The sequence below is a fragment of the Nostoc sp. LEGE 12447 genome, assembly GCF_015206985.1.
Lineage (GTDB): Bacteria > Cyanobacteriota > Cyanobacteriia > Cyanobacteriales > Nostocaceae > Nostoc.
On sequence record NZ_JADEXT010000003.1, the window covers coordinates 245,370 to 266,319 of the forward strand.

Consider the following 20,950-nt stretch of genomic DNA (forward strand, 5'->3'; position numbering starts at 1 on the left):
AAAAAGGTATACATCATCCCTGTTCTAGTTTTGACATCACTTGTTAGTACAGCTTGGCGGAATTCTTAATGACACCCGTACCCCTACGGTGATATTGCTATGCGTAGTGTACTGCTCTCTCGACTCGCTAAGGTAATTGGTAATTCCTATACTGCAAGCGTTTCATTGATTTGAAATGGATAGTTCATTTACGCAATGCTGTACTATCAGGATGTTTTTTCAAGGATTATGTAGTTGTCTTCACACGCAGTTTTGCCCGTTTCGGAAAAGTATGATAATTTTCTTTTGACTCTTGAAAACTCAGCATAGCCGAAACGCCCGCCCCGCTACCGCTAATAGAACTCATACTAAGGTCGGTTAATACGATTGAGTAGCCAAAGTGAAGCTACAAGCCCCGCAAAATGTGCTGATACAGTGTTGGTGTTTGCCTGTACGACAAGCATATCTAGACCGCTAATAATACGGGTAGGGTCAAAAAATTGTGTAGTTATAGCTTGAGGAGATATGGATCTTGCTACCAGTGTACCAACGATCGCTTGCGCGCCTAAAAGAGTCACCAGTGTACCGCCTAAATTTACCCACAGCCCTAAGCGTAATACTTGCACAGTCTCACTTTTGCGAGGGCGGTTGCTGGGATTGGAGGATTCTAATTGCTTGCCAATTCTAGTGTAACGATAAGCTAAATAAATACCTCCACCCAAAACAACTAGTCCACAAATTGCTAAAAATACGCCAAAGCCAGTCCCAGGATTATTACTAGGACTACCAGTTCTTTGATTAAAGATGGCGAACAGCAACACAATTATGCTAGAAACAACGCCTAGTACTAGCTGAATCCAGAAGCTAATCCAACCTGTAAGGCGAAAGGTTTGGGCAATAGCCCGCAGAGAAGATGATGGAGCATCGGGAGTCTGTGACATATATAGAAGTGCCGGGCACTTTCAAAGGACACAAAGACACAAAGACAAAAGTTTAATCTAAGGAAGCCTTAGCTCAAAAGTTCGGAGAACACGGAGAACTGTTTTGAGAGGTATCGCACTCTACGTCTCTATCTCTCCGAGAACACCAATTCAGTCAGGACTTACGTAAATAATGGCCGAAAAGAAGGATTTTCAAGTAGGGCAATTCATGAATTGTCCCTACAGCAACTAGTTTTGCGTAAGTCCTATCAGTAACGAATCATGTCTCCCCAACCTCTTATCTTTTAGTCAAGGAGGCTGGGGATTAGGTTTTTGATTACTGAATCGATGCTCTAGTCTTTGCGTCTTCTTTGATAAATTTACTATCACATTTACCAAATGCGACAAGAGATTCTCTTATCCAGCAAATCAGTAATGCATACTACTTAAGTGTGTCCACCACCGTAGCAGCTTTAAACCACATATATCCCATAGCTTAAATTCTTATGATTTGCATTGGGAAAATCACTGTAAAACAAAGTGTTTATTAAGTTTTACAGACAAAATTGCATTTTACCTGTAAAATTTCTTCGATGGCATTTTATTGCTTAAGCACTTCTAACTACCTTGGCATTACTTAATACCAAGACAGTCAGAAACCTCACGCCTAAAAGCTGGGGCTTGGCATTTGCCCTAATTTGACCAAGACTAAGTACCTTCTGTACTAAGTGAATTTGCTACTCTCTGTTAGCTCCTCACCACACCATATCAAGCTTGGGCTAGGGTACATTTCTTTGTGTCCCTAAAACTCGCAACTCTTACCACGACTTCACAAGCGTGGATAATCGTTTGGTATTTACGCTTTGTAAATCTAGTCTAAGTAGCATTATATATATTACTCACTTGGCAGTAGCACTGTATACTGACTACAAGGATTGTAGACCTTACCATAAGGCATTTTTTTAGCCATTCACTAACCATGAAACTTGAGGATATATATCAATTCTTTGAGAATCCTCCGCCAACTTACCTTTGTCAGGAAGTAGCAGTTTGTTACATACTGTCTGTTTTATTACAAGGTGAATCCTACGGAACCGAGTTGATTGAGCAATTAGAAACTGAATATTCAACCTATAGGCTTTCGGATACTGTGCTTTATAGTGCAATCAAATTTCTGGAAGACGAAAAGGCAATCACTGGATATTGGAAGAAACTGGAAGGACGAGGACGACCCAGGCGGATGTACCAAGTTTCTCCAGAATGGCAAGTTCAAGCGCAGGATTTAGCTTTGCAATGGCTTAACTACATCAATAGGAGGACAAAGTAACGAATAATTGATAATGAATAAGTCTCCTCCAGTCAAACAATAACAATCAGTTATGGATACTGCTATTCTGCCATCTACGTTCCTGCTAACCTTGTTGTTATCGGTTGGGCTGTTTTTCTTTATTCGTGCCTCGACTAAAGACCGCATACAAACAGTGCAACTGGTATCTGAGCAAGACGAAGCTGCTTTAATGTCTCAATTAAAAGAGTATTTTCGCTCCCGGTCTTACCAAGTAGCAGAGGTAGACCGAGAACAAAACAAAGTGACTTTTGAAGGGAATGTTCGCCCCAGTTGGTTTTTAGCTATATTTTTAACTCTGCTGGCAGCGACTGGGATTGTTTGTCTCTCACTAGTCGTATACCTGCTTTTTCCTAACCTCAGTCCCATTGTTTTGGCTATGGTACTGCTGTCGCCTTTAAGTGGTCTGTTTTATTGGAAAAAATCTGGAAGACTTGAGAAGGTGTCACTCAAAGTAGAAACAACTCAGAGTGAACAAACCTCCTCAAGTAAGATCACTGTAGTTGCCCATCGAGATGAACTCAGTGAGTTACAGAGAACTCTACAGCTCAAGGCTGGTGAATAATTGTTGCTTTTTTTAACTATGATATGCAGACTTCTGACCTGATCTAATCTTTAGGCAATGAAAAGTAAAAAGGAGGAAATCAAGACTTCTGCTTTGTCACTTTCCCCACGATATAAGTCGTGGGGAGAAATTTAAATTAATTAACTTAAATTCGTTGACAGAGCTTGGTTAACAATTCACGGTATAAGAGCGCAACTTCACTAGCGCTTTTGGAGGCGCTTGGCTCTATACCCACTCCCTTCTATATCATGACACTAGTATCAACCCATGCAATCTAGCGTGCTTTGAGACTAGTTTATTTTCCAATTACCTGGACTAGCCTGACTGGCAAATCAGCTCCAAACTAAAAAAAAATTAAATTTTGCATAAACTTAGCTATTTTGCCAGTTAATGAATAGTCAGGAGCCACATTCAATGTGTAAGATGACCATCTATGGTTCACCGACTAGCTAAAGCAAGAGGTTCTTGACCAGGCGAAGGTTCTAATACCCTCAAGCTTGGAAACAAGAAATGGTTTTCCTCTACGTATTGAGCACCAAACAGTCCCTTTTCTGCCCAGAAATAACGATCTGTTGTGTGTTCATTTCGCTTTACGAGTAGCAACGCAGGTGGCAAAATCCCTTCAGCTTGAATGAATCTTCTCGCTGCTGTCACAGGTTTTTCTTCGCCACTTTCGATGCTATATTGAGGCACGTGTTCCAAAATCCTCCGTCCTTCTTGACGACGGCGACTTTTCCTTTTGCGTCTCCTTGCCAACCTATTGTCCTCCTCTTTCAAGCTATAGATTGTAGTGTTAGCTACAAAATCCGTCGTCATTATATAAGTTCTAGTTCAAAATATCAATAGTTTTTAACCTTTTCATGCAAGAAAATTAACATCTTTGAAAATAGATAAAACAAAGTTACCTAAGAAAATAATTCCTTGGTACAAACCATCACTAAGAAGATTTTAGTTAAGCTTTATTGAATGGGTGAGGTAAAAATTAAGTATCCTCTCTTATCATCATGCCTTAAAATCTGTAATCTTGAGCAAGAGCTAAAAAATGTTAATGTCTGCCAGTTCCGATTTTATTGCTCTGTGTCGAGAGCAAATAGCGCTGCTAACCCAAGGGCTGGGAGCAACTTTAAGTATTGTGTACCTGACACAAGAATTGGTAGAGGCTCCTTCTAGTGAGGCCAAACTGATTCCTGTGGTAATTTACCCAGAAACAGCATTATTACCGCCAGGGGAAGAAACTGCTGAGGTGACAGTAGTACACAAGCAACTTCAAGTTGGAAATGTGTTTATATTACCCAACGATCGCAGAAGGTTATTGACAGCAGAATCGGAATCTCCAACCTCATCACAGCAGTCTGAGGCATCTCAACCCCATTTAAAAGAGGAATACCTCTTTAGTGGCAACCAAATTGTTTTACCTCTAGTTTATGAGGGTGTGATGATGGGGTTATTGGTGACGGGTAGGCAAGACCGGGCATGGAATGAACATGAGGAAAGTCAAATTCAACAGATAGCCCAAACATTAGCGATCGCTTGTATTTTAGATCAACGCCGGGCATGGTTTGAGGAGCAGTTGCGTGAGCAACAAATTCTCCAAGAAAAACAGCGAGATTTGCTAGATAACCTGTTGCATCAGTTTCGTAACCCATTAACGGCATTGCGGACTTTTGGGAAACTGCTATTGAAGCGGCTGCGCCCAGGAGATAGCAACCGGGATGTGGCCAATAGTATTGTGCGAGAAAGCGATCGCCTCCAAGAATTGCTACAACAATTCGATCAAGTAATTGACTTAACAGAGACAGATTTAGCACCACTACATTTACCCGAACATGAAGTGTTTGTGGAAGCAACTATCCAAAAAGACGCTAAACCGCCGCTACTATTGCCGGGAACGGGAGATAAAACAGTTGACTGCTCGTTAGCAGATATATTAGAACCATTATTAATATCAGCCAAAGCGATCGCCCAAGAGCGAAAGCTAAAACTAATAACTGAAATTAAACATAATTCACCCCTAGTACGTGCCAACATCAAAGCATTACGAGAGGTTTTAACTAATATCATCGATAATGCTTTGAAATATACTCCCACTGGTGGCAAAATTTTGATTCAGGCGGGGCAAGAAAAAGCTAATTTTCAAGGAATTGCGATCAGTGACAATGGGCCTGGCATTCCACCCGAAGATTTAGAACATCTGGGAGAACGGCATTATCGGGGTGTACAAGCGCAAACAGAAATCCCTGGCACAGGTTTGGGGTTAGCGATCGCTAAACAATTAATAGAGCAAATGCAGGGCAAAATCGAGGTTTTCAGCCCTGCAATCAACTCTAAACTAACTTCACCCAATGCACCGGGGACTACTTTTATTATTTGGTTGCCGAAAGTTTAGGATTTGTCCTTTGTCCTTTGTCATTCGTTCTTTGTAAAAACCAATGACCAATGACTAATGACTAATGACCAATGACTATCTGAGTGAAACCAACAAGTTTTGATTGATTGTCATTTGTAAATCGGTATTTGGGTCAATTGCCACTAAGTCAACGCTATTCTTACCGAAGAATAGACCCACCAATGCACCGATACCAGCGCCACCCAAAACTTCTTCTGTGGCGATCGCGCGATCGCCAGTTACAGCAGATACCGCAGTTGCCGCACCTGCACCCAATACAGTATTTTTGATAATTGAACCAATACTAGTACCCTTCTTGACGGTTTCAGTTTTGGTGATCACTTCAGAGCTGGCATTAAGCTGGTACTCCTGTCCACTGGTCAAAACCAGTTTTTCGGCAACGAATTGAGAACCGCCTGTAGCAGGTTTAAGTTGACCAATTACTTGACTACCAGCCGGAATCACTACAGATCCGTCTTGTGTTACTACGTTTTGGGATACTGTCAACGTCAAAGGCGCAGTTTCATCCTTTGTAACCAGAATCTTTTCTGCCTTGTCATACTTCACAGGAATAGCAGTCCCTTGAGGAATTGTGACTGATACAGGCGTTGGGGTAGTAGACCCGACAGCCACAACATAAGGCGAGTTAATTGCTGAGGCTTGGTTAGAACTAACCAATGCTTGGTAGATAAAAGCTGCTACTTGGGCGCGAGTAGCGGTTGCAGTTGGATTTAGAAACTTCACATTAGGATAGTTCACAACTATTTGCTTTTCAGTTGCAGCTGCGATCGGGCTACGGGCATAGCTAGCGATGTTAGAGGCATCGTTGAAGTATTGCAGAGTGCTTTCAGTATTGCCAATGGGACTATATTCCAGACCGTTAGCGAGGGAAACTAAAACCTGTTGGCGGGGAATAGCTTGGTTCGGCTCAAAGCGATTACCGGGATATCCAGATAAGAAACCAATGGTATAAGCTTGCTGAATGGCACTTGATGCCCAATAATTGCTGGGCACGTCAGCAAAGTTGATTGGCGATCGTTGCTGTGATTTTTGGAAAGCTTTGTTGACCATAGCGGCAAATTGAGCGCGTGTCACCGCTTCTTCAGGACGGAAACTACCATCAGGAAATCCGGCAATTACGCCTCGCTGTGACAATTGTTGAATAAATTGTGCCGCCCAATAATTAGATGAAACATCAGAAAAAGTGGTTTGAGCTAAAGATGGTGAAGCTGTAATCAAAGGAGCTACAGTGCCTACTGTGACGCTCAAAGCCATGAGTGCAGCTGTTCCAGATTGCAAACGATTAAAAGTAAACATTAATTTTTAACTCCAGTACAATTATTTTTATTACTGTTAATTAATTAGACATTTACTAAAGTATTAGGTTCCCTTTAATTTCTGTTTTTTGTAAAAACCATTACTTTTGGCATACAGTCAAATTAGATAGTCAAATTAAGAAAAAGCCTGGCAACATAGCTAGCAATAGATAATAGTGTAATCAGCCTCTTACCAACTAGAGGATGTTTTAAAAGTTCTCTGATTGGTATCAAAAGCTTTAGATGCCTCTAAATCTCCCTTAAAAAGCAATACAGTTCAGTTAAGCCCAAAATCTTTAACTGAACTGTATTACCTTAAAAAACGGGGACTTTCACCTGGTTCCATGCTTAAAAAGCCTACCGTGTATACACAAGGTCAGGAAGCAGGCAGGGGGTTAAGTCTAAGTTAATTCACCAATTTGAAAATATTCGCTGTCACTCCCAGACTTTCTTCAAAAAGGGACTCACGACCCCAGCGTTGCACCTGCTGACTTAGTAATGCTTCGGCTTTTTGTTCTGAAAGTGAAGTTACCTGTTGAAACAGACCGGCAGATTGGGCACCACCATGTGTTTCCATCCGCATACAACCACCAGTTTCCGAGCAGATAACTGTACCACAGTCTGCCTGGGGATTTGTGGAACTGAGGCGCAAGGCAATCAAATCACCAATAATATCGCCCACATCCGCAACGGGAACCCCTGCTAACTCCGCTTCTACTTGTCGCTGATCTTGAGAAATAAAATGGATGCGAGTGATATCATAATCACCGCTTTCCTTTTGATAAGAAACTGGTTGCCATTCCAATCGACTTGCCAACCAACCCAAAAACAGCAAAGCTTGGGCGGGATTGCCTTTTTCGTAATCAATCGTCACGCGGTCAATTTCTCTGAGGGCAGCGCGACGCTTAGGCGAATCGTAGGCTTCAGCTGTCAGTTCTTGCCATGATGCGAGACGACGCCAGTTCAAATCCGCTAAAGGTACACCAGCTTCTACCAACTCTTCTAGGCGGAGTAAATCGCTTTCTGGCTCGTTAAAGTTGCAAGAATCGACAATGACATTATTGCAGATTGCTGCTAGGCGCTTGAATAGACCGTTGTTAGGGTCTGGTGTCGCCTTCCACCAGAGAAACTTCGGCAAACCGCCAATCAACAATGCTGGAATCATACCACCGATACGTTCTAAGGCAGCAGCAGTTCCACTCAGAGTAATGTATTCGCAGCAGATAAGTGTGCTTGACGATTGCTTTTGGATGGGGCAATAGGCAGAAACTTGAGCCTTAACCCCTTCATCTTCGCCAGTAATAGGAAATAGGGCAATGATCCGGCAGGGGTTGCGGAGAGCGATTTCATCGGCAATTCTGGGGCTACCGCTATTTAACCCAGCAATAGCATGTTCTCCTCCAGTCCCACCTCGCTGACCTTTAGCGAATTCTTCTCGTAATATAGTCAGAGTTTCTTGTGTTGCTGTTCCAGTTTCTGGCAGTTTATGTTTCTTTTGCACTTCCCGTAATGCTGCTGCCATTTGCGGCCCTAAAATCCCATCAATTGGGCCGTTGTAAAATCCTAAAGCAGCCAACAAATACTGAGTTTCTTCTGGTTCGTAAACTACTAAAGTAAACGTTGTTGCCCTAGTAGCACTGGGAAGTCCACCATCCTCGCCAGTAATACCATAGCTTTGCCAAATTTGATTCAGTTCTGCATCTATTTCGTTAAGCGAAATATCTTTCGGTGCCTGGAGGGAAAAAATTGTAGAAGTTTGGAGAGCCATAGGAAGTTTTGGATTTGAGATTTTGGATTTTGTCATTTGTCATTTGTCATTCATCATTTGTTTTTACTAGTGACTAATGACTCATGACTAATGACTAATATTTAGAGTCTGCGCCAGCGACGGCCATCCTGGTTAATTAAGAGTTCTGCTTGTTCTGGCTCCCAAGTGCCGGCTTCGTACTGGGGAATAGTATTAGGATCGGCGGGTGCATCCCAAACGGAAAGGGCTGGTGTTACTACCTGCCAAGCTGCTTCTACTTCATCGGCGCGTGTGAACAATGTTTGATCGCCCATCATACAATCAAGGAATAAGCGATCGTAGGCATCGGATGTTGCTTGGATGCCAAAGGAACCATAACTAAAGTCCATATCAACGGAACGGGTGCGGAATTCTGCCCCCGGCATTTTGACATCAAAACGCAGGGAAATACCTTCATTTGGCTGAATCCGCATCGTCAAAATATTGGCGTTTGTCTGTTGGGCGGCAGATTGGAACATCCGAGATGGAACTTCGCGGAAGTGAATTGCAATCTCACTCACTTTTTTCGGCATCCGCTTTCCAGTCCGCAAGTAGAAAGGAACACCTTTCCAGCGCCAGTTATCCACCAAAAACTTCATTGCTACATAAGTGGGTGTGGTGGAGTTGGGGTCAACGCCTGGTTCTGTGCGATATCCTGGCACTGCTTGACCTTTCATCCAGCCAGCACTGTATTGCCCACGTACTGCTGACCGCGACAGATTGTGAACATCAGCTAAACGAGTAGCTTGGAGTACCTTCACTTTTTCTGTGCGGATGCTGTCGGCATCCATTGCGTTGGGTGCTTCCATCGCCGTTAAGCAGTAAAGTTGCATGAGGTGATTTTGCAACATATCCCGCAGTGCGCCGGCGCTTTCATAGTAACCAGCCCGGTCTTCTACGCCCACGGTTTCTGCTACGGTAATTTGCACGTGGTCAACGAATTGACGATTCCACAAGGGTTCAAAAATCGCATTGGCAAAGCGAAACACCAGCAAATTCTGGACTGTTTCTTTACCCAAATAGTGGTCAATACGGTAAACTTGGTGTTCTTTGCAATATTTCTGTACCACTTGGTTAAGACTTTGAGCAGAAGCCAAGTCCCGACCAAAGGGTTTCTCAATTACTAGACGATGTTTGTAGGGATCTTCTAGCATCCCGCCGCTTCCTAGCTGCTTAATTGCTTCGGGAAAGAATGAAGGGGCAACGGATAGGTAGAACATGCGATTACCTCGCGTGCCCCGTTTTTCGTCTAATTCACTCAGTAAGGTTTTTAGTTTCTGGTAGCTTGCAGGGTTGTCTATATCTCCAGGACTGTAGAACAGACCTTGAGAGAAGTCTTGCCAGAGTTCCCCTAAATCGACATCAGGATGTGCCTCTTCCATGCCCTTCTGCATTTGTTCGCGGAAGTATTCATGGCTCCATTCTCGACGTGCTACGCCAACAATAGTAGTTTCTGGCGGAATGCGCCGTTCTCGCCGCAATTTGTAAAGTGCTGGCACTAGTTTGCGCCAGGTGAGATCACCAGAAGCGCCAAAGATAACTATAATCTGGGGTTCAGGCATCCCTTGTTGTTGCAGACCAACGCGCAAGGGATTTTCTAGCAGACTAACCATAGGAATTTTGGATTTTGGATTAGAGGTTTTGAGATTGGGGACTGGGTATTAGGGACTGGGTATTGGGTATTGGGTATTGGGGGTTTAGTATTAAGAAAATTGTTTACCAGTCCCCAGTCCCCAGTCCCCAGTCCCTAGTCCCTAGTCCCTAGTCCCTACACTGGTGACAATACCTTGATCTTGTCTTCTAAAGAGTTCATCAAGGACTGGAAGGGCTGGATGAACTTGTCAATACCTTCAACTAACAGTTCATCCATTACGGTATCGAGATCGATGTTGATGTCGGGATCTTTGAGGTTTTCGATCAGCGTGTAAGCATTATTTACGTCTGTTTCTAAGCGATCGCTCACGTTACAATGATCGGCACAAGCTTTAATGGTCGCTGGTGGTACGGTGTTAACGGTATCTTGACCAACCAACTCTTCGATATACATCACGTCGTTGTAGTTGGGGTCTTTGGTGCTGGTACTAGCCCAAAGTAACCGTTGAACTGTGGCCCCTTTTGCTGCCAACTCTTGCCAACGCTCGCTTCTAATGATTTTCTTGTATTCTTGGTAAGCTAGCTTGGCGTTTGCGATCGCTACTTTTCCTTTCACAGCTTTTAGCTTTGCTTCCACGGCAATATCATCAACGCCTTTTTTCAACTTAGCATCTATTTTGGCATCAATGTTGCTATCGATCCGGCTGAGGAAGAAGCTAGCGACTGAAGCAATTCTACTGATGTCTTTACCTTCAGCCAGCCGTTTTTCTAAGCCCCGAATATATGCCCAAGCTGTGTTTACGTAGCTTTCTACAGAAAATAGCAACGTAATATTAACATTCATTCCCTCGGCTATTACTTGCTCTACTGCTGGCAAACCAGGTTCTGTACCGGGAATTTTAATCATCAGATTTTCCCGACCAATTTCTTGGAAATAGCGCCGAGCTTCGCTTATTGTTGCTTCCGTATCATGGGCGATGGTTGGCGGTACTTCGATACTCACATAACCATCTAGTCTATTCGAGGCTTCATAAACAGGGCGTAAAATATCACAAGCGTTACGGATATCTGCAAAAACTAGGGATTCGTAAATTTTGTCTATCGGTAAGCCAGCGCGAATTCCGGCTTCTATATCAGCATCATAAATGGCATTGCCTGCGATCGCTTTTTCAAAGATAGCTGGGTTGGAAGTAATCCCAGATATACCTTGATTTTCAACCAGGTCTTTGAGTTCACCTGATTGAATAATGTCACGGGTCAAATTATCCATCCAGATACTTTGACCGTATTGCTTAATTTCTAGTAGATGATTGGTAGACATAGCTAGTTTATTTCACTCCTGTATAGTGATGTTTCTAAGTGAAGTTGGTAAAACGCATTGATACTTACTTTTGAATTGTGGCGTTGCCAATCACTTATCGCATCGGCCAGCTGAGATAATCCTTAATTGATCTTCAAAAAGCGCTATTTTGCATCCCCAATCCTAAATCACCATGATTAACGTTTAATTAATGGCAGATGAGAGTACAGCACGGCGGAAATAAACACCCTTATAAAATGTCTGAAACCCTTACGTAACAGTAATTACGAATTACGAATTGTCTTCTAGTGTCCGTTTTGAATAAAAGACTCTACCTTTGCGACATCTTCTTTGCTGCCAATAATTAGAGGTGTGCGCTGATGCAGTTTTTTTGGCACTACATCCAAGATGTTTACCAATCCTGTCGTAGCACGGCCGCCTGCTTGCTCAATCAAAAAGGCGAGAGGAGCGGTTTCATAAAGCAAGCGCAATTTCCCTTCTGGGTTTTGAATTGTGCCTGGGTAGAGGAACACGCCGCCTTGAACCAAAATTCTGTGGATGTCGCTCACCATTGCGCCGCTATAACGAGCGCTGTAGCCTTCTGTGCGATGAACGTACCGGATATATTCTCGAATCGATTCTTCCCACTGCCAGAAGTTACCCTCATTCACGCTATAAACGGAACCGTGGTTAGGAATCCGAATATTCTCTTCTGTGAGAATAAATTCTCCTAAGCTGGGATCGAGAACAAAGGAATGAACGCCTTTACCTATAGTATAAACCAGCATCGTGCAGGGTCCATACAGGATGTATCCGGCAGCAAGTTGCTTCCGTCCGTTGGCGAGGAGGTCAGTTGCCTTACCATCGCTATCAGTTCCTTCTTGTTGGCGAATGGCGAAAATAGAACCCAAGCTGAGATTATTATCTGTGTTGGATGAGCCATCAATTGGGTCATACAACAGGGTATAGCGACCAATGGGGCAATTTTCGGGGATATAGTAGGGATTTTCCATTTCCTCAGAAGCGAGGCGACAGACTAAGCCGCTTTGCTTAAACACTGAGATAAATACATCATTGGCGTAGACATCCATCTTTTTGACGGATTCTCCTTGGACATTAACTTCCCCGGTAAAACCGAGAACGCCTTCCATTAAACCAGCGCGACTCATGCGGCGAGCAACCAGTTTACCTGCTAAAGCGATGCGATTCATCAGCGCACTTAAATCTTGTGCATCTGGCGAAAAACTCTGAAGTTGCTGGAGGACGTGACGGGATAAGGTTGTACAATCACGATCTAAAGCTCTATCTGTAATTTCATTGATAGATGATTCTAAGGATTCTGGCGTTTTAGCCATTTTTATGTTCTCCGCAGCCACTAGCTGTTAATTGGGTTTTAGTCGTGTGTGGCAACTTATGGTTGCTGCTTCTATCTTAGAAAGGTAATTTGAGAACTTAGATGCGACTTTAGATAAACTAAAGAAATGAGTTTTCAGTGACTCCTGTACTCAAAGCTTAGATACGTAGTAAGTAGTCTAAAATACGACCAAATTTTCTCAGTAGCTTTGTTGATGATTTGGGCTAGCGATGCCTAAGCTTATCATTCTAAAAAGTTCCGATTTTAATTGGAGTCGCAACTAAAGAGAGATTTTGATGCGCTGTTCAACTCTTTTTACCCACTAAACCAGAATCAAAGTGGATAAAGTTCTAACTCCTCAATCAAATTCGATCCTTTATTCATTACTTTGCCCCTAGTGACGCTTTCTGTAAGACTACTTCTTATTAGAGGAAATTCTAAAATAGAGGTTTAGTTTTCGCTATTAGCAGCGCATGGGTGTAACGCAACTAGGATTTCGTGGAGCGGAATTAATTATGACTGCTTTAACTTTACAATTACCTCCTAATCTCAAATTTACGGATGAGGAATTTGAACAGATTGTTGCTGCGAATAAAGAGTTGCGTTTGGAATTAACTGCTGAAGGAGAATTGGTAATCATGTCACCCACTGGAGGAGAAACAGGAAACCGTAATTTTGATTTGTTAGGTCAACTATGGTTTTGGAACAGTCAAAATAATTTAGGAAAGGCTTTTGATTCTTCTACTGGTTTTAAACTTTCCAATGGCGCAACTCGTTCTCCTGATGCTTCTTGGATAAAGATGGAACGCTGGGATGCTCTCACACCACAACAAAGAAAAAAATATCTCCCCTTGTGCCCAGACTTTGCAATAGAATTGGTTTCTGAAACTGATGATGTCGAGGACACTCAAGCCAAGATGGAGGAATACTTAGCAAATGGTTTACAACTTGGTTGGTTAATTAATCCCAAAGATAAACAAGTAATCATTTATCGCCCTCATCAAGCACCAGAAGCTTTACAATGTCCTACAAGTTTATCTGGCGAAGATGTTTTCCCTGGTTTTATTTTAAATTTACAGCCAATTTTTGTGTAGATGAATCGTTATTTTGATTGTTAATGCAAGTCCTAGAAATAAAATCCCCTCTCCCACACTTACCTGATAGGAGAGAGCTGTAGGTTGAGAGGGGATAACTAAGAGTAATTACTAGTTCTCTGAAGTTTCCTGAGAGAACTTTTTATGGATGGTTTTGGTGGATTCTCCATCAGCCGCTACTGTTATGAGATAGTCCATTAAACCATCTGAAAAGGGAAGACGCAGGTGGAAAGTACCATCGGGTTTGATTTTGATGGGATGTCCAGCAATGTTTACGCTTGTATTTGGTTGGGTTGCTCCGTGAATAATTAACTCAGCATCTGCTACAAACCAAAAATCTTCGTGGGAACGACTGAAAACGCGAACATTAGGTGAACGGGCGATGAGTAACCAACAATCGCCATCAGCTATATAACCAATTTCAACCATATAATCGCGATCGCTCACGGGAATGGCCACAAAGCGATCGCGGGCTACTTCTTCACATTCATACTGCTGTACAAGCTGGGGACTTTGATAACTCAAGTCAATCCCAGTTACATCGTAAAGCCGCACTACCAATTGAGAACCGCCCTGTTGTTGCAGCGCTTTGTTCTGAGTCTGGGAAATGTGCCAAGAGACATAAGCCCATTTAGGAGTGCGGGGTGTGAGCAGTATGTTGCTTTCTTCTTCATTGTTCTTTTCTTCTACGTTTACCAAGTTAATAGCTGTTTCGCTTGGTAACGCTCCATTTTCAACGGTGGAATCTGTAGGAACAGGACTGAAAACACGAGCGATCGCAGAACGGGCAATAAATAACCAGCGATGGCCATCAGCGACATAGCCAATTTCAGCTATGTAATCGCGATCGCTGATGGGAATTTCCACAAAGCGATCTTTTGCAGTCTCTTCACATTCATATTGCTGGACAAACTGAGGATGTTGATAACTCAAGTCAATCCCAGTTGCATCATATAACCGCACTACCAATTTAGAGCCGCCCTGTTCACGTAGTGCTGCTTTTTTGGTTTCGGATATCTCCCAAGAGACATCAGCCCATTGGTAAGTGCGAGGTGTGAGGACAAGACTGCTCTCTTCTTCAACATCTACCAAGTGAATATCTGTTTCATCCGCAATCGCCACATCATCAACGATGGGATCTGGATGCACAGAACTGGAGAAATGAACAACTGCTGAACGGGCAATGAATAACCAGCGTTCGCCATCAGCGAGATAACCAATTTCAGCTATATAATCGCGATCGCTGGCGGGAACATCCGCCAGTCCGTCGTTTACTGTCTCTTCAGATTCATACTGCTTGACAAGCTGAGGAATTTGATAGCTCAAGTCAATCCCAGTCACATCATAAATTCGCACTATAAATTGAGAGCCGCCCTGTTGACGTAGTGCTGCTTTCTTGGTTTCGGAAACTTTCCAAGAGACATGAGCCGATGTAGAAGTATGTGGTGTAAGCACAATACTGCTCTCTTCTTCAACATCTCCGAAGTGAATATCTGTTTGATCCGCAATCGCCACATCATCAATGATCGGATCTGGATGCACAGGACTGAAGAAACGAACAACTGCTGAACGAGCAATGAATAACCAACGTTCACCATCAGCAAGATAACCAATTTCAGCTATATAATCGCGATCGCTGGCGGGAATCTCTACTAAGCGATCGTGTGCTGTCTCCTCAGATTCATACTGCTGGACAAGCTGGGGACTTTGATAACTCAAGTCAATGCCAGTTGTATCATAGAGCCGCACTACCAATTGCGAACCGCCTTGTTGACGCAGTGCTGCTTTCTTGGTTTCAGAAATTTCCCAAGAGACATTAGCTGATGTAGAAGTATGCGGTGTGAGCAAAATACTGCTCTCATCTTCTGCATCTCCCAAGTGGATATCTGTTTCGGCTGCGATTGGCACATTGTCAATCGTAGTATCAGTTTCTCCTGGGGTATCCGATCCCAGATTAATCGCCCAGGCTCCAATCCCTGCGCCTGCTGCTAAAGCCGCAACGTCTGCAAAATCTATGGAGTCATTCTCAGCAGCACCCTCGCTAACAGTTGTCTCTGTTTGAGTTTCGTCTACCACCTCAATCGGAGGTTCGGCTGCATCTGCTACCACATTGAATACATCTACATCTGGCAATTCTGGCAAATTGAGCAGTGGAGATGGTGGTAACGGTGAAGGTTCCACTTCGTCAGAGTCTGGTAAGGGGAATTCATCTGTATCTTCAGTTGAGGTGATACTCTGTAACCAGTTCAATTCTGCTTGAAGTTCCTCATCTATCTCATCTTCAGAAATTTCTGTGTCCCAATATTCCAAACCAGATGTTACTTCTGGCACATCTGGTAATTCTGGCAGTGGGGCTGTTACCTCAGATGAAGGCAGTTCTACATCAGAAGATATTTCTTCGGGAAGATTGCCCAAGTGAGGATATGGAGTATTTACTACAGCTGCTGGGGCTTCTATATCCCATGCAACCTCATCAGAATCGGGTGTATTTGTCTCAGTATAATTATTTAGCTCGACCGTCTCATCAATGGCGTTTGTTTCTGTTTCTTTGTTGTTAAAGGCAGACCAGGTAGCTGCTCCAATGCCTGTTGCTAAAGCCGCACCACCAGTTAAAGCTGCGGCTCCCGCTCCATTAGTTAGAGTAGAAGTTGTGCCTTCATAGAGGTTAGAATTTCCATTACTTGCCTCGTGAGTACCATTCTCAGCCAATTCAGATTGTGTTTGAGCATAGATATTGAAAGGAGTGCGATCGGGGGTTTCTTGCTCTTGGAATTGTGAAACTGGCTGTTCTTCAAGCATCGCTCCGTTAATGGAGGCAGCTGTGCTGGCATTAAGTACTGCTGTTTCTCCATCTTCTGGATCGGGTGGATGAGGATTTGATTCTGGTAAGTTGTCTGTTTTATCATCGGATGATGGGTTTTTTCCGAGAGTCCACCAGGCCAACGCTGCAATTACACTAACAAAAAACAAAGGTAGCAGTACCCAAAACGGTACTTCTTTGTTGACAATTGGGCTTTTTTGTGCAGTAGTGGCAGGAGCGACAAAAGGCTGTTCGGCAAATGCAGAAGCAGTAGCATTAGGGGAAGCTGTCGCAGCAGGTGTCGTTTGGACAGTGGGAGAAGGCGTGACAATAGGTTGTGATACGTTGGTTGCGATCGCAGTTGCTTCAGCTGTTCTTGCTTGTTCTATAGCCTGCTGTCCTGCGGGTGCAAGGGTAAAGCCAAGAAAATCTACTACGCTTAAGCTGGGATTTTTTTTGTAAACGTAAACTAAAGGTTGCGAGAAGGGATATTTTGCATCATCTGGTAAGGCTTGATGTAATTGCAGAACTCGCACATTTTGCAGCTTCGACACCTGATTAGCTAACACATAGCTGATGCCATCTTTACCCAGTTGTTTGATGATTTCTGCGGTATTATCCTCACTTAGTTGGGTAGCACTAGACCCTGTAGCAAATTCAGCAGTCTTGAAGGCTGGATAAGTGCGAAAAGTATTGCGAGTCTCACTTGTGTTCGGGTGGTCGATTAACCGAATTTTCCCTGCAGGCGCTCCTAATTGTGACCAATTTGTAATTTGTCCCCGGAAAATCCGAGCAAATTGCCTACTAGTCAAGCTTCCTTTGAAAGGATTATCTGCGCTGACCACGATCGCAATCTTCTCACGGCGCAAGCGGACTTGCTCTAGTCCTTGAGCTTTTTCTGCTGGTGTCAACCCCCGTCCCATTGCTACGATGTCGATTTTGCCATCTAGCAAATCTTTCAGTGCTGTATCAGTGCCATTAGCGGCAACTTCAACCTTAGTACCCGAAAACTGTTTTTCAAAATTCTCTTTCAGACTTTGGTTGATTGCACCCAAACTATTTGAACCATCAATCCGAATTGTCGTTCCATTCTGCACTGTTTGCGGCAGTGTAAAAGAAGGAGACTCAGGTTTAGATTGCGCCAGTATAGGTTCTGATACCAGCAAACCTGCTGCCATAGGAGTTGTAGCTAAAGCAACCCATAGTATCAGCCTGATTATCGAAGTATCTTTTTTTTCTTGTTGCCACATAAGCCCCTTAATTAAAGTAAAAAATAGAAAGCCTACCAGTCTTAACCCACAATCTTGTTAAAGTTTATGGAGGAGACGCGCTAATTATACATCTGAGTTCTCTTTACTTCTAAGTTCCTTCAGCGCACTTATATTGATTTATACTTGGAATGAGATTATATAGCATGATAATTTATACTCTCATTGCCAGAGTCTGTTTACTATAAAATGTTCTAATTTATATTGCAACTTATACCAAGTTGGTAGCTTATGGCCACAATTATGAATTATTGAATTACTAAAACTGGTAAAGTGTAGCAAATTCAATATTATTTAACAATATTATTTTCAGTCATGCTGAGTACTGAGTATCTTAATTGAGTACTTATTGTTCAGCACTCAGAGGAATCTACTATATTTTTGAGATAACAATGACAATCTGGCTTATCAATCAGCGACTCCACCAAAGCATTTAGGGCAGTAGCAGCTAAAGCGCCACCTCCCAAAGTTCCTGCAACTGTAATAAAAGGTATCCCTTGTTGCATCAGTTGTCGCTTGGCTGCCGGAGCATGACTAAAACCAATGGGCATTCCAATTACTAATGCTGGCTGAATTTTTTGATTGCTAATCGCGTCACAAACTTCTACAAGGACTGAAGGAGCATAACCAACTACCAGCACGCAACCTTGATTTACTTGCAGCAATTTTGATCGCCATTCTCGATGTTGCCAAAAAGCTGCTTCTGCTTCTGTGGCGGTGGTAATGTGGGGATTATCAATTAAGGTTTCAGTGCAGCATCCCAAGTGAAGTAATCGGGTTTGATCTAAAGCAGCCGCAACCGTTTGGGTATCAACAACGATTTGACAGCTTGAAGATAAGGCTTCTCGGCTAGCTGCGATCGCATCTCGGCTTAATTTCACAAAGGATACTAAACTCACATCGCCACAAGCCAAAACCAACTGAGAAATTAAGTGTTGTTCAATTTCCGAACGGTGAGATAAATCTGGTAATAAGCGTTGTAGCGATTCGGAAAAAGCTTCTGAATGGGTATGAATTTCGGCATCCAAGCCACTCCAAAGATTTTCCAATCCCCCCAATCCGGCTTGAGTTTCGACATCAAGTAACTTGAGTTGTGCCAAAACTTCCGCCTGGATAATTTGACAATGGCGATCGCGCCCCAATAATCCTTCTAATGCTGATGCAGTTTGCCGCAGTTGAGAAATTTGTTGCATCACCGCCCGATATTGCTGCTGGAGTTGCGCCATCAGGTTAACAGTTGTGTCGGCTTCTGGTTCCACCTCTAAAATATTGCGGATATGGTTTAGCTGAAACCCTTGCTGCTTCAGTGCAACAATCCGTTGTAAGCGGAGAACATCTTTTTTGGTGTAGAGACGGTAATTGCTGTGCGATCGTACTGGTTGCGGTAACAGTCCCAATTGATGGTAATGTCGCACCATCCGCGGAGTTAACCCGCCGCCGACTGCATCAGTGAGTTCTTTAATAGTTAAGCAACCAGCATTCATGATTTACTCCAACAACGACAAAATTCTTTGTAGTTCTTCACAAGCCGCCTGAAGAGATGGCGGCGCATTTTCATCTAAACTCCCTTGAGAACACTGGTTTGCTAATTGTTCAACACCGGGTTTACAAATTGCCTCATTTTTAGGGAATTTTGGATATTTGGATTTTTCTGCTTCTTCTTCTACAACTTCTCCTGTTCGTAAATAATGTATCCAAGTTTCGATATTTCTTTTTGGCACAAAGATTGCTATTTTCTCATCAGGCTTCCGAAGTTCCTGTGAATTTTCTATCAGTGCATTATCTAATTCTTTCAGTGTTGCCCTTACTGTTTCAGTATCTGCATCAATCAATACTACTAGCATTTCTGAACGATAGTTTTTTCGCCGATATTCTTTAACCCCTGCTGCATAATGCTTTCTAACAAACTGCTCTCCTGCACCTTTACCTGTTGGGGAAGTCCTAATTGTGACGTTTTTTGGATTTATATTAAAGCCTCGTTTTTTCAAAAAATGGTATGCAAAAACTTGCTGTTGTAGATCCTCACACAAAATTACTATCTGTACTCTATTCTGGGTCATAGAGCCAGCCTCGTGCAATCAGTTCTGAAATTGGTAATCCTGAATTTTCAGCCTCTTGATTACTAATTGGTTTTACTCGTACAGGTGCATTACTTTGACGCTCAAACCAATAACCTATAGGTGAAGCTAAAAGATAATTTATTAGTACAGGATGATGAGAGATTAACAAAGCTTGTATTTTTCCGTCAATACAAAAATCATAAAGTTGAATTAGCCAAGGTTGAATTTCTGGCAGAGCTAAAAAACTTTCTGGCTCATCAATGCAAAGTGTATAATCTTCAGATTCAGTGCAATAGAGAATGGTGTATAGAGCAATTATCACTTTTTGACCATCGGATAATTCACTAAAACGATAATCAATAATTTTTTTCCTATCTTCATCTGTCGAAAATCGTAATTTTAGAATTCGATACTTTTCACCAAATTTTTCAAATTTAAAACTTATAAAACCATCTAATATATTTTTTAAAACGTCTATCAGATCAGCAATTTTACCCTGATCTTGGGAAATGTAGCGATACCAAGAAACAAAGTTCTCCATTCTATAAGTCAATTGTATTTCTTCATGTTCACTACCATCAACCATCAAACTAGGAATGATTTGGACAATAATAAATCGCTCAATGCGATTTCGGAACCAATTAAGCTTTGAATTTCCTGCAAAAAAAGATAGGATAGAAAATTGCGATTCATTAATAGGTGATCTGATTATTTTTTCATCTTCTTGGGATAGTTGAAATTGATTTTTCTCTACTTTCAATAAAAGTTGATTATTAAACCATAATCGTTCATATTCAATATGGCTTTTTTATTGATTATGTTTAATAGCAAATTCATATTTATAACGACCATTATTGCCAGTAATTTCTAGTTCAAAACGCTGAATTTGTAAAGTCTGCCAGCGAGTACAGTCATCAGATTTAAAAATCTCTTCTACTTTTTCGCCACCACTTATAAAAATTTGAATTTTCCGTAAAACTTCAAATACAGTTGATTTACCTGCTCCGTTACCACCAAGAAACAGGTTAATCGATTCAAAATTCATCTCAAAATTTACCAAGCCGCGAAAGTTATCAATATAAATTCGCTTTAGCATATATTTTTTCCTATTAGTGCAATTTTAAAGGTAACAGTTAAATCGTCCCATTTGCCTACATTCCGCTTTTGAAAAACATTCCCAGAAC

At 42.3% G+C, this 20,950-nt stretch carries 16 protein-coding genes; 4 read left to right on the forward strand and 12 right to left on the reverse strand.

The window, feature by feature from the left end:
- Nucleotides 1–347: 347 nt before the first annotated feature.
- Nucleotides 348–920 (reverse strand): DUF3611 family protein, encoded by a 573-nt coding sequence (locus tag IQ274_RS05715; protein ID WP_114081880.1) that lies wholly within the window; start codon nucleotides 918–920, stop codon nucleotides 348–350.
- 958 nt (nucleotides 921–1,878) lie between these two features.
- Between IQ274_RS05715 and IQ274_RS05720 the strand changes: the two genes are divergently transcribed.
- Nucleotides 1,879–2,226, forward strand: coding sequence for a PadR family transcriptional regulator (locus IQ274_RS05720; protein WP_163929912.1), 348 nt, complete (start codon nucleotides 1,879–1,881; stop codon nucleotides 2,224–2,226).
- A 52-nt stretch (nucleotides 2,227–2,278) separates the two neighbouring features.
- Nucleotides 2,279–2,809, forward strand: coding sequence for a cofactor assembly of complex C subunit B (locus IQ274_RS05725; protein ID WP_012410376.1), 531 nt, complete (start codon nucleotides 2,279–2,281; stop codon nucleotides 2,807–2,809).
- Between the two features lie 438 nt (nucleotides 2,810–3,247).
- Here IQ274_RS05725 and IQ274_RS05730 read toward each other — a convergent pair whose 3' ends face one another.
- Nucleotides 3,248–3,565, reverse strand: coding sequence for a DUF3155 domain-containing protein (locus tag IQ274_RS05730; RefSeq protein WP_041566316.1), 318 nt, complete (start codon nucleotides 3,563–3,565; stop codon nucleotides 3,248–3,250).
- Nucleotides 3,566–3,851: 286 nt separating this feature from the next.
- Here IQ274_RS05730 and IQ274_RS05735 point away from each other — a divergent pair, with 286 nt between their 5' ends.
- Complete coding sequence (locus IQ274_RS05735; RefSeq protein ID WP_194141667.1) at nucleotides 3,852–5,195, forward strand: GAF domain-containing sensor histidine kinase; 1,344 nt, start codon at nucleotides 3,852–3,854, stop codon at nucleotides 5,193–5,195.
- Nucleotides 5,196–5,270: 75 nt separating this feature from the next.
- On the opposite strand, the gene IQ274_RS05740 is transcribed toward IQ274_RS05735, so the two are convergent.
- The 5 genes from IQ274_RS05740 to fbp form a co-directional block, all read right to left on the reverse strand.
- Entirely contained in the window at nucleotides 5,271–6,512 is a 1,242-nt protein-coding gene (locus IQ274_RS05740) for an S-layer homology domain-containing protein (RefSeq protein ID WP_163929908.1), read from the reverse strand.
- A gap of 405 nt (nucleotides 6,513–6,917) precedes the next feature.
- Nucleotides 6,918–8,279, reverse strand: coding sequence for a glucose-6-phosphate dehydrogenase assembly protein OpcA (opcA, locus tag IQ274_RS05745; protein WP_163929935.1), 1,362 nt, complete (start codon nucleotides 8,277–8,279; stop codon nucleotides 6,918–6,920).
- A 101-nt stretch (nucleotides 8,280–8,380) separates the two neighbouring features.
- Entirely contained in the window at nucleotides 8,381–9,910 is a 1,530-nt protein-coding gene (gene zwf / locus IQ274_RS05750) for a glucose-6-phosphate dehydrogenase (RefSeq protein WP_194141668.1), read from the reverse strand.
- A 155-nt stretch (nucleotides 9,911–10,065) separates the two neighbouring features.
- The gene (gene tal / locus IQ274_RS05755) at nucleotides 10,066–11,211 is read right to left on the reverse strand and encodes a transaldolase (protein WP_194141669.1); all 1,146 of its coding nucleotides are present in this window, start codon (nucleotides 11,209–11,211) and stop codon (nucleotides 10,066–10,068) included.
- Between the two features lie 284 nt (nucleotides 11,212–11,495).
- Nucleotides 11,496–12,545: a class 1 fructose-bisphosphatase gene (gene fbp, locus IQ274_RS05760; protein WP_012410369.1), complete on the reverse strand. Its 1,050-nt coding sequence runs from the start codon at nucleotides 12,543–12,545 to the stop codon at nucleotides 11,496–11,498.
- Nucleotides 12,546–13,059: 514 nt separating this feature from the next.
- On the opposite strand from fbp, the gene IQ274_RS05765 reads away from it, so the two are divergent.
- Nucleotides 13,060–13,638 (forward strand): Uma2 family endonuclease, encoded by a 579-nt coding sequence (locus tag IQ274_RS05765; RefSeq protein ID WP_194141670.1) that lies wholly within the window; start codon nucleotides 13,060–13,062, stop codon nucleotides 13,636–13,638.
- Between the two features lie 111 nt (nucleotides 13,639–13,749).
- On the opposite strand, the gene IQ274_RS36310 is transcribed toward IQ274_RS05765, so the two are convergent.
- From IQ274_RS36310 to IQ274_RS36315, 5 genes are all read right to left on the reverse strand, one after another.
- On the reverse strand, nucleotides 13,750–17,688 hold the full coding sequence (locus tag IQ274_RS36310) for a DUF4912 domain-containing protein (RefSeq protein WP_228058049.1): 3,939 nt from the start codon (nucleotides 17,686–17,688) through the stop codon (nucleotides 13,750–13,752).
- Between the two features lie 371 nt (nucleotides 17,689–18,059).
- A complete protein-coding gene (locus IQ274_RS05785) occupies nucleotides 18,060–19,190 on the reverse strand; it encodes a precorrin-8X methylmutase (protein WP_194141671.1) in 1,131 nt (376 codons plus the stop codon).
- A gap of 3 nt (nucleotides 19,191–19,193) precedes the next feature.
- On the reverse strand, nucleotides 19,194–19,766 hold the full coding sequence (locus IQ274_RS05790) for a hypothetical protein (RefSeq protein WP_194141672.1): 573 nt from the start codon (nucleotides 19,764–19,766) through the stop codon (nucleotides 19,194–19,196).
- Nucleotides 19,753–20,526 carry an AAA family ATPase gene (locus IQ274_RS05795; protein WP_228058050.1) on the reverse strand — a complete coding sequence of 258 codons (774 nt, stop codon included), beginning with the start codon at nucleotides 20,524–20,526 and terminating at the stop codon, nucleotides 19,753–19,755. The genes IQ274_RS05790 and IQ274_RS05795 overlap by 14 nt, the downstream gene beginning before the upstream one ends.
- A 48-nt stretch (nucleotides 20,527–20,574) precedes the next feature.
- Nucleotides 20,575–20,862 carry an AAA family ATPase gene (locus tag IQ274_RS36315; protein ID WP_228058051.1) on the reverse strand — a complete coding sequence of 96 codons (288 nt, stop codon included), beginning with the start codon at nucleotides 20,860–20,862 and terminating at the stop codon, nucleotides 20,575–20,577.
- Nucleotides 20,863–20,950: the final 88 nt, after the last annotated feature.